Source organism: Pantoea sp. B566 (genome assembly GCF_024793925.1).
Taxonomy (GTDB): domain Bacteria; phylum Pseudomonadota; class Gammaproteobacteria; order Enterobacterales; family Enterobacteriaceae; genus Pantoea; species Pantoea ananatis.
The window spans coordinates 1631250-1644380 of the sequence record NZ_JANUQL010000003.1 but is presented as its reverse complement, the minus strand read 5'-3'; the positions used below and the strand labels follow the sequence as shown (position 1 = coordinate 1644380).

Genomic DNA, 13131 nt, shown 5'->3' with positions numbered 1-13131 from the left:
GGCCGCGTTCACTGCCGCGGGTGCAGGTTGTTAACCACCTGAACCTGCGATCGCCTCGACGAGGGCCGGGTCCTGCCGTAGCGAATTCCGCATTCACCGTTTGTGTGCCTTCGCGAGCCATTGCGCTTTTGTCCCATGCCGATAAGGGTTTATTGCCACGCATGTGTTGCTTATTGATTAAACACGCAGTTTGTTGCCGGAGAACGGGATGCAACAAACGGAGTACGTGATTGACGATTTGGTGCGGTTTATACCGGCTCAGGGCCTGCTATGCCTGGTGGATTCCAGCGAGACCAGCGTGCCGCTATCGCCTGCCTGCAACCATTTACTGGAAATGTTCCTGAAAAGCGCCGGCGTCGTGCTGGCCCGCGAGCAGATCCTGGATAACTTCTGGCAAGAGACGGGCGCAACGCCTTCTTCCAACAGCCTCAATGCCTACGTTTCCGCCATTCGACGCGGGCTGTCTTCACTGGGCATAGAGCAGGAGGCGATTACCACGGTGTACAAGGTGGGCTTCGTTTTCAATCCCGCCATTCGCATCCAAAAATTGGCCCTCCAGCCCCCAAATCCCGCGGGCGAACCGGCGTCCACTTCCACTTCCACATCCGTTACGCGACGCAGCCCGCGCGCCTACTGGCTGTCTGGCGGTTTTATCTTGCTGTTACTCGGCGTGCTTCTTATTCCGCTGCTTCTGAAAGAGAAAAGCATCACGCTCGTCAGCGTCGCCCGGCTTGATGGCTGTGACGTCTTTTATCTTCCCGTTCACTCCGGTGAATCGACCTTTCCTGCTGAACGCGTGTGGCACAAGCTGATTACAGACAGCGGAATGGCGTGTCAGAAGGGCGGTCAGTATATGTTTTATGTGGACAGAAATGTCACGGCAGGCCACAGCGGCAACGTCTATGTCTCGTACTGCGTGAGAACGAAAGACGAAAAAATAGCGTGCTCAAATTATACCGAGCTGGGATGGAGGCCAGATAATGATAAACCCTAAACGACGCCTCGCCTTATTGCTGTGCCTCATCATTGCCCTGGCGGGCGTGGTCATTTATGCCAGCTATTATTACGTGCGATCGCACAGTGACATGTTTGAATTTACCTGCGCGGCTAATTTACAGCAGCGCGATGCCGCCACTGACTTTCATCTGGACGCCAGTTTTGTGCTGACGCTGCGTTATTCTGGCGACGCAATGGTCTCCGTTGATGGCATCGTACATAAAAATGGCAAGGATTACGTATTAAGGCGTAATGCCGAATTCCACTATTCACCTTATATTCAGTCTCTGTATAAACTCAATCATTTCACCCTTCATCCGGGTCTGCGGGATAATGTTCCTGACAGCGTATTGAATACCAACTTCTCCTATCTTTATATCAGCAAAATAACCGGTATGAACGATGCCGTACTTATCGGTAGCCGTGTATTGCCACTGATTGTCTGTCACACCCGCTAACGGATTGACCGGACGGGCACGAGCTTGCCTGCCGCTCGCCTGTCCTCATTCTTCTTGCCTCACCGCTGCCTTTGTCTGGTTTATTATTTTGTGTTTATTTATAAATTCAGAGTATTAAATCTAAAAACAGGCATGGATAAGTGTTTGTGGTTGCCTGAGGGTGGTAATTGTTAAATTGCATCGTCGGTTAAGATTGCGGTCGGTTGTGGCAGAGAGCCGTCGCCGATACGCGCTTATACAAGCGTTTGATTTCGAAAATGAAGTCGGATTTTTACCTTACGGGGAGCCAGCGATGAAAAATTTAGCTTATAAAATTCAGTGTGAGGCGAAATGGAATCAGCTTCAGGAAACGGAAAAAAAACCAAAAATGAAAGATGTGATGATGTGCCTGATAAAGCGCCAGGCGGAAGGAATAATGACTCGTGATGTCGCGGATGAATGCGATATGTCTATTTATGCTGCGCGAAACTGGTTATTGAAACTGGAAAACAGTGGTTTATTAAAAAAAGAACCCGGGCGTAAATCCTGCAAGTGGTTCATCCTCTGAATTTTAATTATCTTATTTCTGTCGTGATAACAGGCCCAGCCCTGAACGCTACGCTTTTTTTAAGGGACAACACATTATCAGCATGGCAACGGCGTGCATGAAAGGAAAAAGCGCCAGCTTAGTATGGCCTGGGGAAAGGGGAGTAGCGCAGCAGCAAGCTGGCTGCCCATGATGAGATTTCGGCCAGCACGGCAAAAACGCCCTCGTCTCAAGTGCGCCGTAGCACGCGACCAGTCTGGCAGCCCGACAAGCAGCCCGTCCTTGCACAGAAAGCGGCCTGAAGGGGCACGACCGAATAAAAGCTGAGAGTAAACACAAACCGGCAGGCAGAACAGGCGATCACAAACGGCTGGCCGGGCGCAGCGGAAACGGTGACATCGCGTTAAACATTTAACGCAGCACTGAATCAGGCATAGTAATGAATATGCTTCTTGCCATGGACGGGCGACGTCTCGATTTTCGTCCTGACCTTGAACACGTCCCACAGAAGCGACTCTGTGAGTATCTCATCAGGCGTTCCCTGCGCAATCAGTTCGCCCTCCAGCATCACAATCAGCCGGTCACAAAACAGCGCCGCATGATTCAGATCGTGAATGGCGACAATGCTGGTGACCGGAAGCTCGCTAATGAGCTTCATCAACTGGAGCTGATGGTGAATATCCAGGTGGTTAGTGGGCTCATCAAGCAGAATTTCATTGGGCGCCTGGGCTAATGCTCTGGCGATGTGTACGCGCTGGCGTTCACCGCCGGACAGGCTCTGCCAGCCCTGATCGCAGCGTGAGCACATATCCACCCGCGTCAGCGCGGCTTCGACTATCTCATCATCGTGATGTGTCCAACTGGAAAAAGGGGAGTGATGCGGGATCCTTCCAAGCTTTACGACATCACGTACGGTCATATTGGCGCTGGTTAACGCATGTTGCTCAACAAAAGCCACACGGCGGGCAAGCTGCTTTCTGGCAATCAGGGACAGATCCTTGCCATCCAGCATCACTTTGCCCGTGTGTTGCTTACGCAGACCGGCCAGCAGGCGCAGCAGCGACGATTTACCGGAGCCGTTCGGCCCCAGTAAGCCCACGGTTTCGCCCGACGAGACCGCCAGGGATACATCGTTAACGATGACTTTTTTTCCTACCCGCCAGGTAAGATTTTCCGCGCTGATGCTCATTATTGCGTCCTGGAGCGATAAATAATAATTGCAAAGAAAGGCACGCCAACCAGCGCGGTCACGACGCCAACCGGCAGGCTCTGCGGCGCAATCAACATACGTGAAGCAATATCCGCCAGGACCATCAGAATCGCGCCGGCGATGGCACAGGCAATCAGTAAGCGGCTGTGTAGCGGGCCGAAAAAGAAGCGCATCACGTGGGGAACGACCAGGCCGACAAAACCGATCGAGCCAGCCATACTGACAATCGTGGCGGTCATCAGGGCGGTTGCCGTGAACAGCACCAGACGCACCACGCCGACCGGAATCCCCAGCGAGGCGGCGGCGTCGTCACCAAAGGTAAATGCGTCCAGCGCGCGGGAATAGTACAGGCAGACCGCTAAACCGATGACCACTATCACCAAAACCAGCTGAAACTCAGGCCAGCGCACGCCGCTAAAGCTACCCAACAACCAGAACATCACGTCACGCGCCTGTTGGGCATTGGCTGAAGTACTGATGGTATAGGCGGTAATCGCATTGAAAAGCTGCGACGCTGCCACGCCCGCCAGAATGGTACGCTCTGTGCCACCGCGTGCGCCATTGGTGAGTAGTGCAACAAAGGCAAAGGCGGCAAAGGCGCCGGTAAAGGCGCCCAGCGACAGGGAAATCGCACCGGCCCCGACGCCCGAGACCACGATCAATACCGCACCCGTCGATGCGCCGGCAGAAACGCCCAGTACGTAAGGTTCGGCAAGGGCATTTTTCAACAGGCTTTGCAGTACAGCACCGCAAATGGCCAGACCGGCACCGCTCAGCGCCGCAACCAGCGCACGGCTTAAACGAAAGTCCCAGATAACGCTTTCGTGAATACGGTTCACGGGCACATCCGTCATACCCAGTTTATTGGTCACGGTGTACACCACGGATTTCAACGGTATCGATAATTCGCCTACGCTGACGCCGAGCGCGATAACCATAAACAGCACGACGATGGCGATGATTGCGACAGCAATAAAACCCATGCCACGTCGTGCCTGAACAACCCCTTCACGCATTAATTCAGGCCCATCTTACGTAACTGTTCGCCAACCTGTTCTGCCCCGTAAAGGGTACGAATCGTCGGGTTCATTGCCTGACCGTCCATCACCACGATATGGCCTTTCTTCACCGCATCCAGCTGGCTGACCGCCGGATCGCTTTTCAGGAACTTAATCTTTTCTTCGGCGTTATCCAGTTTCCAGCGATTACGGTCAAGGCTGGTCACAACGATCACATCCGGATTGGTGGCAATAATGCTTTCCCAGCTCACGGTGGGCCATTCAGTTTCAGTGGTAATCGCATTATGGCCGCCTAACACATTGGCAATAAAACCGGATGCGCCGTTCTTACCGCCGACGTAAGCGTCGGCAGAGGGCGAGGAGCTGGAGAACCAAAACAGGAAGGAGAGATCTTTCTTACCTTTCGGGAAGGCTTTTCTCAGGGCGCTTTCGCGTGCTTTAAAGTCGTTGATCACCTGCTGGCCGCGATCTTCTACGTTAAAGATTTTGGCAAAATCGGCGATCTCTTTATAAACGTAGGACATATTCCACAGCGTGGCACGGCTACCGTAGATATCGCCGGTGTTCTGTTTTGTGGCACACATGCCCGGAGACAGATAGGTGTTGATGCCCACTGACTCAAAGTCTTCACGTTTGGCGACCTTGCTGTTCGGCCCCATCAGCAGCTGGATCTGTGCCGCAACAAAATCGGGGTTCTTCGCCAGAATGGATTCCAGCGTTGGGATCTCGACGGTCAGTACCGGCACTTTGGCATTTTGTTCCGCTAACTGCGGTAAGACTTTGGTCGGCCAGAATGCGCTGGCCACCATTTTGTCCTGCAGTCCCAGCAGCAGCAGAATTTCAGCGGTATTCTGCCCAAGCGCCACCACGCGTTCAGGTGCCTTGGTGAATGTTTCTTTCTGACCACAGTTTTCAATCGTCAGAGGATAGGTGGTTGCCCAGGCGGAACTCGTTGTCAGGAAAATAAAACTTAACAGGCTAAGCATTTTTTTCATTAGTATATGTCCATTAATAAATGAGACTGCGTGCTTTTAACATTCTGGCGCGGCGGATTTTATCAGACCTAAAATGTAAATAGAAATCATTATTATATGAGTTGGCTTTTAGCTGAAATGTATAAAAATTATTTGAGTGAAAGAAATCAACGTGCCAGCCTGGTCATTATTAAAATAAATAACACTGAGCTAAAACAGATGAGTAAACCCTTCATTACAATTAGAGGAGTAATAGTTAATGTAATGATAGATGAAATAATATTAACCATAGGAAGAGGGTGAAGTACGGCAATGCGCGGTTTAGCGTTCCTGACTGACTGACTGACTGACTGACTGACTGACTGACTGACTGACTGACTGACTGACTAGGTTGCGAGCGCCTCACGCGGGAATGCGTCTGCGTTGCCCCGGCGCGGCGCGTCTGCAGCGCCAGCGACGTTTTCGGCAAGGGCTGGCGGCTCCATCTCTGCTCCATCATTCACACAAACTCCAGCAATCTATTCTGCTTATCATCCTGCCACTTTCGGGGAGGATAAGATGAAGACGCTGAACTATATCGCTAAATATGTTGAATATAACCTCAAAATCATCAGGTGTTTTTTAATTAGCGACGTACTTTTCCATACGCAACGACTGCGCCCGTTGTTAAACAGAGAGCCGGATCTGATTCATCCTGTCACGTTGAATGAAAAAATGTGCTACAGGCTGCTCTATGACAGGAAGCCGCTTTATACGCTGCTGGCAGACAAGCTCGCTGTCCGTCACTACGTTGCCAGCCGCACGGATGAAGTCACGGTCGCGCCCTTAATTAAGACCTATAAAAGCACTAAAGAGATTGATTTTGCCGCGTTGCCCGATACCTTCGTTTTAAAGTGCAATCACGACAGTGGCAGCACGATAATCTGCAAAGACAAAACGGCGTTCGATAGTCAGTCTGCTTTATTAACGCTGGATTTAGCCCTGAAAAAGAACATGTATTACTGCACGCGAGAGTGGCAATACAAAGACATTACGCCCACCATTCTGTGTGAAGAATATATTGAACTGTTTGAGGGAAGGGACAGAAGCACTACGCCCGAAATGTTGCGTATTCACTGCTTCGATGGCAATGCGAGCATTATCGAAGCCGACTTTACTGATGAACAGGGCAGGGAGTACGTGAATGTGTACAACAGAAAATGGGAACTGCAGCCCTTCCAGATAGCCTATCCCCATCATCCGGCTTTTATACCGGAACCGGCGCTGTTTTATCGCGCCCTCTCTGCTGCGCAGGCGCTGGCAAAAGATATCGACTATTGCCGGGTCGATTTAATGCTGAAGGACGACAGCCTGTACTTCAGCGAGATCACGCTTACGCCACAGCGCGGTAAGCTCAAAATCATTCCCCAGGAATGGGACGCGATACTTGGCGCGATGTGGCAACAGCAGGCGTACCATAAAACCTTCCGCCTGCCTTCAAGCCCAGAGGTGGATTTGCGCTAGTCAGCGTCAGGCCAGCGCAGTAAAAAAAGGGAGCCGCCCTGGGATGATGTGCGGTAACGAATATCGCCCCCATGAGCCTGCATAATCGCCTTCGCAACGGATAAACCCAGCCCGCATCCCGCCGGGTTTATCGCACGACCTGCGGCGCCGCGTTGAAACGGCTCAAACATATGACGCTGGAAATCGTCAGGCACGCCCGGCCCCGTATCTTCCACCTCAATAAAAAACAGGTTGTCCCGATGTCCGCTTCGGACCCTGACGATGCCCGGCGTGGCGTAATTAAGCGCGTTATCAAATAAAATGGTCAGGCACTGGATAATGCGCAGCGGATCACACCGCGTAACGGCATTATTTTGCTCAATGATGAGGTTAAATCCCTGCTCCTGAAACGGGTGACCAAACGATGCGCCAACGTTTTCCAGCACATCGCTCATTGCCACGGCTTTCACATCCAGCGTAAAGGATCCGCCTTCTGCCGCTCCCACGACGCGCAAATCGTCGATAAGCCGTGATAATCCTTCTGTCTGCCGCAGCAGGCTTTTGAACAACGGCGGATCGGGTTCAAACACCTCTTCAACCAGCCCCTGCAGCCTGCCGCGTAAAATCGTGACCGGCGTTCTGAGTTCATGGGCGATCGCCGCATTCCAGGACTTTCTTTGGTTGTCCAGCGTCTGCAGCTTTTCCGCCATTTCGTTAAAGTCCCTGACTAACGTATTCACCTCCCCCAGGCTGCTCTGACTGTTTGCGGCGCGGGCGCTCAAATCGCCCTGAGAAATCCGGCGCAAACTGGTGGCAACGGAACTCAGGGGATTCAGTATCTTGGCGGAGAGTTTGAAAGCAAACAGTAAGGCAATCAGGAAGCTGATTATCGAGCTGATAGCGATCCAGACCCAGTCAAAGACCGTCATGCTTTCACTGTTGCTGGCGGACAAACCGCCGGGGAAGTTTTCAATAATGAAGCTGTAAAACAGATAGGAACCGACCACGGCCACAATAATGATGGTGAACGTCAGGGACAGCATAAACAGAAGAATTTGCCGACTGAGCGCTTTATCTTTATTCACTTCTGTTCACCCAGCCGATAGCCTATCCCACGAATGCTTTCCGGTACGCCGTTTAAGCCACAGCCTTCAAATTTTTTACGCAACTTACTCATGTGGCTGTCTACGGTTCTGTCGAGCGTGTCGCTTTCGGGCAGGCAGGCATTGAGCAGCTCTTCACGGCTGAAGACCTTACGGGGATATTTTGCCATATGCGTCAGAAGCTTGAATTCTGTGGTGGTCAGTACCGGCGTAAACGTCTGCCCACCGCTGTGGATCTCCACACAGAACTCATCGGTGTAGATGGTCATAAAGCGGGTTCTGATCAGGGATTGAGGGACAGCCTGATTTTTTGCTCTGCGCAGCACGGCCTCAATACGGGCGACCACTTCCGAAGGATTGAAGGGTTTAACGATATAGTCATCGGCACCCAGGCGAAGCCCCATAAGCTTATCAATATCCTGATCCAGCGCGGTCACCATGATCACCGGCGTGTTGCTTTCTTTACGCAACGTTGAAAGCACATTCCAGCCATCGATTAGCGGCAACTGGATATCCAGCAGCACCAGGTCAGGCTGTAAGGTTTTAATTAAGGCCAGAGCGCTTTCCCCCTCTGCCGCATGCACCGCTTTCATTCCGGCGCGTTTGATATAACTCATTAATATATCAGAGATTTCAAAGTCATCCTCTGCCACAAGGATTAGATTATCGTTGCTCATAACGCCCTCAAAATTAAAAACACCTGTTGCGGATGATGGGGCAGCACAGCCGGAGGAGAAGCGCGTCCTATCATCAGGAACATTACGCCTGTCATGACAGGCAGACCAGCAAAAGCACTGCGCACAGCATGAAACCCACAATCAGACCTTAGCCAAAAGAAAAGCAACGTCACGCGGCGACAGAAAGCATGGAACGCCGATTAGCTGATGCACCACTCTCTTTGCAGGATGGCGTAAACCTGCGTATTTTCATAAATCGCGATGCCATTGTGATCCGTGAATGACACATGCTCTTTAAAGCATCCTTCCAGCCGCATCCCCAAACGCTGACATAATCGCTGCGAACCCGCGTTGTCATCGGCGACATAGGCATAAATCCGCCTGACATTTTTTATCCGAAATAAATAATTAAACAGGCAGATTGCGGCTTCCTGAGCATAGCCATGGCCTTGATAGGCAGGATTCAGATACCATCCCACGTTCCGGGTACGGGCATCCGGTTCTTCGTCATCGCAGGCAAAAAGATGACCGATTAATTCGCCTGTCTGTTGCAGACACAGGGCAAACTGCGTGGCGTCAATGCTCCTTTTCCGCGCCTCCTTGACGGCGGCCTCAAGATCGGCCAGTTTCTCATCGAAAAAGCAGGCCGGATAAGGCGCGGATAAATAATTTAACAGGCCCTGAGCATCCTGTTGCAAAAAACGCCTGATGAAGACGCGTTCACTTTCAGCTATTTTCATCTCAAACCCTTTCCCGGGATAAAATAAAGGCGAATACCTTGTAATTTTGTGTCCAGATAATCTCTGTCCCTGTCAAAGTTCAGCATATATTATGTCCTGCGCTTTTAAATTGTCTATCGAATATATTGCGCGGTGTGCGACGTTTTTTTATTTTTACCTATCCATACTCTCTCCATAAACTTTACATAATAGGTCATTGTCAGGCGGGTACACTCCGGAATAATGCGCATTATTGGAGAGTATTCGTGATGACGCCGCGTAATTTAGTGAGGTCCGTTTTTTGCTTTTTATTTTTGCTGCTGTTCACCACCGGTTTGCATCCTTCAGGCGTCACACCGCTACAGCAAGCGTTAAGCGTTAAGGGGAGAAGCGCGATCGCGACGATGTATCGGCCAGTGAAAAAGATTAATCGCTATGAGCGAACCGCCCAGACGCCGTTCTGGGAGGCGGTCACCACCAATGCGCTGGCCTGCCGGGGCGGGCGCGTGACCCGGCTCCTGTATAAGGCCGCGCTGCGCCGACTAAAGGAGGCGTAAATGCACACAGCAAACAAGCCAGTTACCACCACGATGAATTGACAGACTGGCGTCTTACTTTAAAAAGCACGCACACGTGTGTGGCTTGCAGCGTAACAGGTGATGGTTTTCTGCCCTCATCTTTTTTATATTCAGTCAGGGTAAATCATGCCTCAGTTTTTTATTAATCGACCGGTATTTGCCTGGGTTATTGCCGTTTTTATTATTTTGTTTGGCCTGCTCTCCATTCCAAAATTACCCGTAGCGCTTTATCCCTCGGTGGCACCGCCGACGATCAGCATCACCGCCTCATATCCAGGATCAACGCCGGAAACCATGAACAACAGCGTGGTGGCGCTGATTGAGCGTGAGCTTTCATCGGCAAAGCACGTGCTGTATTACGAATCGTCCAGCGATACCAGCGGTATGGCATCCATTACGGTGACTTTTGCGCCCGGCACCGATCCTGAGCTGGCTCAGGTTGATGTGCAAAACCGTATCAAAGTGATTGAGCCGCGCCTGCCCCAGGCCGTGCGGCAGAATGGCCTGAGCGTTGAGGCCTCGGGCGCTAACTTTTTGATGATCGTCGGGCTGACGTCTAAAGATGGCAAACTCACTGAGGCCGATCTGAGCGACTACTTTTCACGCAATATCACGGAAGAGCTTCGTCGTATTGAAGGCGTGGGCCGCGTGCAGTTGTTTGGCGCAGAGAAAGCAATGCGGGTCTGGGTCGATCCGGTCAAGCTTAGCCAGTATCGCCTGACCGTCAGCGATATCAGTCGGGCAATCAACACGGAAAATACCCAGATTGCGCCCGGACGGACCGGTGACGCACCGGCGGTTGCTGGCCAGCAGGTCAGCTATCCGCTTCTGGTCAAAGGCCAGCTTGGTTCACCCCAGGAATTCGCCAGTATTACCCTGCGCGCCAATCCGGATGGATCTCGCGTGGTGCTGAGCGACGTGGCGCGGGTTGAGCTCGGATCGCAAACCTACAGTTTTGCCACCCGTGAAAACGGACGCGTCTCTACCGCGGCAGCGATTCAGCTTTCGCCAGGCGCCAATGCGGTTAAAACCGCAGAGCGGCTCAAACTCCGTCTGAACGAGCTGCGTCAGGCTATGCCAGAGGGAATGGCTTACAGCATTCCGTTTGATACGACGCCCTTCGTGAAGATCTCGATTGAGAAGGTCATTCATACCTTTATCGAAGCCATGATACTGGTCTTCCTTGTGATGTATTTGTTCTTACAGAATGTTCGCTATACCTTTATCCCGGCGATTGTTGCGCCGATTGCGCTGCTGGGCACCTTTACCGTGATGCTGCTGGCGGGATTCTCGGTCAACGTATTAACCATGTTCGGTATGGTGCTGGCGATTGGAATCATCGTTGACGATGCGATAGTGGTGGTGGAAAACGTCGAACGAATCATGACGGAAGAGGGGCTGGGCCCGAAAGCGGCAACGCAAAAGGCGATGAAGGAGATTACCGGTGCGGTCATCGGGATTACGCTGGTCCTGAGCGCGGTCTTTATCCCGATGGCGATGGCCAGTGGTTCCGTTGGGGCGATATACCGGCAGTTTACGCTCTCAATGGCGGTTTCTATCCTGATCTCCGCCTTCCTGGCGCTCAGCCTGACGCCGGCGCTGTGTGCCACGCTGTTAAAACCTGTTGATCGGCATGCTCATCAGAAAAAGGGCTTCTTTGGCTGGTTTAACCATAAGTTTGCAGCAATGACTTACCTTTACGGCCAGGGCGTAAGCCGTTTATTAAAACGGGTAGGCGGTGCGTTAGCGGTTTATGCGGCGCTGTGCCTGCTGTTCTTTCTGGCGATAAAAAACCTGCCGTCTTCGTTTCTGCCGGAGGAGGATCAGGGCTACTTTATGACCTCCATTCAGCTCCCCTCGGACGCGACCAGCGAACGCACGCTGAACGTGGTAAAAGCTTTTGAACAGCAGGTGCTTTCAAGCCCGGCGACGCAGTCAACTATCGCGATAATGGGGTTCAGCTTTGCGGGTTCCGGGCCTAACTCCGCCATGGCTTTCACCACCTTAAAAGGATGGGAAGATCGTCAGGGGGCAACCGCCTTTTCTGAAGCCGCGCGCGCGCAGAAAGTGATGTCAGCGAATCCTGAAGCGGAAACCTTTAATCTGATCCCCCCGGCTATTGACGAGCTGGGGAACTCATCGGGCTTTACGTTGCGCCTGCAGGATCGCGGCGGCAAAGGCTATGCGGCGCTGAAAAAGGCGGAGGAGCAGTTGCTGGCGCTTGCGGCGAAAAGTTCTGTCGTCCGGGATGTGTACGTTGACGGTTTACCCGATGGGCAGATGATCCGGCTTAATATCGATCGACAAAAAGCCTTTGCGATGGGCGTGGCTTTTGATGAGATCAGCCAGACGCTTTCCGGCGCGATAGGTTCGCTTTACGTCAATGATTTTCCCAACAGCGATCGTATGCAGCAGGTCATCATTCAGGCCGATGCGAAATATCGTATGCAACCCGAGGATATTCTCAGGTTATACGTGCGCAATGCGTCCGGCGGAATGGCACCGCTCGCTGAGTTTGTTCATGCGGAGTGGGAAACCTCCCCGTTGCAGCTGGTTCGTTATCAGGGTTATCAGTCAATCAAGATAACCGGCAATCCCGCACACGGCTATTCAAGTGGCGATGCGCTGAACGAGATGAGCCGGCTGGCGAAACAACTGCCAGAAGGCTTTGCAATAGAGTGGACCGGTGGCTCGTTACAGGAGCAGCAATCGGCCTCTGAAGCGCCTATGCTGATGGTGCTGTCCATGCTGGTGGTGTTCCTGGTGCTGGCGGCGCTCTATGAAAGCTGGTCAGTGCCGGTCTCCGTTATGCTGGTCGTGCCGCTTGGCCTGCTGGGCGCGGTCATTGCCGTCAGCCTGATGGATATGCAGAACGACGTATTCTTCAAAGTTGGGATGATTACGATTATTGGACTGTCGGCAAAAAATGCCATTCTGATTGTCGAATTTGCTAAGCAGATGCACGAAGGCGGCAAAGGGCTGGTTGAGGCAACGCTGGAAGCCTCGCGGATGCGTTTACGCCCGATCCTGATGACGTCGCTGGCCTTTACCCTGGGCGTGGTACCTTTGATGCTGGCTAGCGGAGCAAGTGCCAGAACGCAGCAGGCGATCGGCAGTGGCGTATTTGGTGGGATGATCAGCGGCACGCTGCTGGCCATATTCTTTGTACCCCTGTTCTATTTTTCAGTGATGAAGGCGGTCGAAAAACTAAAACCGAAGCAGCGCTAAGCGCCTCTGAATCAGGCCGGGCGAGGGCAACATAGCCATTCGTCCGGTTGTCGGGTCAGATAGCGTATTAGGTCGTTAAGATGGCGTGATGATCTTTACTGCTGTGACGTGACGTGACGTGACTGCGCCGCTGGCGTCAGTGCATGAGGGATGGCTGAGGA

Annotated in this window: 12 protein-coding genes; 6 read left to right on the top strand and 6 right to left on the bottom strand. The window is 52.3% G+C overall.

Translation table 11 applies throughout. From position 1 onward, the window contains the following. Positions 1 to 208: 208 nt before the first annotated feature. The 3 genes from NYE92_RS09230 (at position 209) to NYE92_RS09220 (ending at position 2001) form a co-directional block, all read left to right on the top strand. Positions 209 to 994, top strand: a complete 786-nt coding sequence (locus tag NYE92_RS09230; RefSeq protein WP_259018886.1) for a winged helix-turn-helix domain-containing protein — start codon at positions 209 to 211, stop codon at positions 992 to 994. Then, positions 981 to 1454 (top strand): hypothetical protein, encoded by a 474-nt coding sequence (locus tag NYE92_RS09225; protein ID WP_013026847.1) that lies wholly within the window; start codon positions 981 to 983, stop codon positions 1452 to 1454. The genes NYE92_RS09230 and NYE92_RS09225 overlap by 14 nt, the downstream gene beginning before the upstream one ends. Before the next feature lie 292 nt (positions 1455 to 1746). Further along, positions 1747 to 2001 (top strand): FaeA/PapI family transcriptional regulator, encoded by a 255-nt coding sequence (locus NYE92_RS09220; protein ID WP_019106315.1) that lies wholly within the window; start codon positions 1747 to 1749, stop codon positions 1999 to 2001. Between the two features lie 406 nt (positions 2002 to 2407). On the opposite strand, the gene NYE92_RS09215 is transcribed toward NYE92_RS09220, so the two are convergent. Genes NYE92_RS09215 through NYE92_RS09205 form a run of 3 tightly spaced genes read right to left on the bottom strand, consistent with a single transcriptional unit; the run spans position 2408 to position 5204 of the window. Next, positions 2408 to 3169: an ABC transporter ATP-binding protein gene (locus NYE92_RS09215; protein ID WP_013026845.1), complete on the bottom strand. Its 762-nt coding sequence runs from the start codon at positions 3167 to 3169 to the stop codon at positions 2408 to 2410. Next, positions 3169 to 4206, bottom strand: a complete 1038-nt coding sequence (locus NYE92_RS09210) for an iron ABC transporter permease (protein ID WP_013026844.1) — start codon at positions 4204 to 4206, stop codon at positions 3169 to 3171. Before NYE92_RS09210 ends, NYE92_RS09215 begins: the two co-directional genes overlap by 1 nt. Beyond that, a complete protein-coding gene (locus tag NYE92_RS09205; RefSeq protein WP_210459502.1) occupies positions 4206 to 5204 on the bottom strand; it encodes an ABC transporter substrate-binding protein in 999 nt (332 codons plus the stop codon). The genes NYE92_RS09210 and NYE92_RS09205 overlap by 1 nt, the downstream gene beginning before the upstream one ends. A gap of 537 nt (positions 5205 to 5741) precedes the next feature. Between NYE92_RS09205 and NYE92_RS09200 the strand changes: the two genes are divergently transcribed. Further along, a complete protein-coding gene (locus NYE92_RS09200) occupies positions 5742 to 6686 on the top strand; it encodes an ATP-grasp fold amidoligase family protein (RefSeq protein WP_029569076.1) in 945 nt (314 codons plus the stop codon). Here the strand turns inward: NYE92_RS09200 and NYE92_RS09195 are convergent. The 3 genes from NYE92_RS09195 to NYE92_RS09185 form a co-directional block, all read right to left on the bottom strand. Next, complete coding sequence (locus tag NYE92_RS09195) at positions 6683 to 7750, bottom strand: ATP-binding protein (protein ID WP_014605214.1); 1068 nt, start codon at positions 7748 to 7750, stop codon at positions 6683 to 6685. The genes NYE92_RS09200 and NYE92_RS09195 overlap by 4 nt on opposite strands. Then, a complete protein-coding gene (locus NYE92_RS09190) occupies positions 7747 to 8445 on the bottom strand; it encodes a response regulator (RefSeq protein WP_014594389.1) in 699 nt (232 codons plus the stop codon). The genes NYE92_RS09195 and NYE92_RS09190 overlap by 4 nt, the downstream gene beginning before the upstream one ends. Positions 8446 to 8645: 200 nt before the next feature. Continuing rightward, the gene (locus NYE92_RS09185; protein ID WP_013026839.1) at positions 8646 to 9185 is read right to left on the bottom strand and encodes a GNAT family N-acetyltransferase; all 540 of its coding nucleotides are present in this window, start codon (positions 9183 to 9185) and stop codon (positions 8646 to 8648) included. Between the two features lie 395 nt (positions 9186 to 9580). Between NYE92_RS09185 and NYE92_RS09180 the strand changes: the two genes are divergently transcribed. Both NYE92_RS09180 and NYE92_RS09175 read left to right on the top strand, forming a co-directional pair. Then, on the top strand, positions 9581 to 9721 hold the full coding sequence (locus NYE92_RS09180; RefSeq protein ID WP_227008696.1) for a hypothetical protein: 141 nt from the start codon (positions 9581 to 9583) through the stop codon (positions 9719 to 9721). A 147-nt stretch (positions 9722 to 9868) separates the two neighbouring features. Next, positions 9869 to 12970, top strand: coding sequence for an efflux RND transporter permease subunit (locus tag NYE92_RS09175; protein WP_259018884.1), 3102 nt, complete (start codon positions 9869 to 9871; stop codon positions 12968 to 12970). Positions 12971 to 13131: the final 161 nt, after the last annotated feature.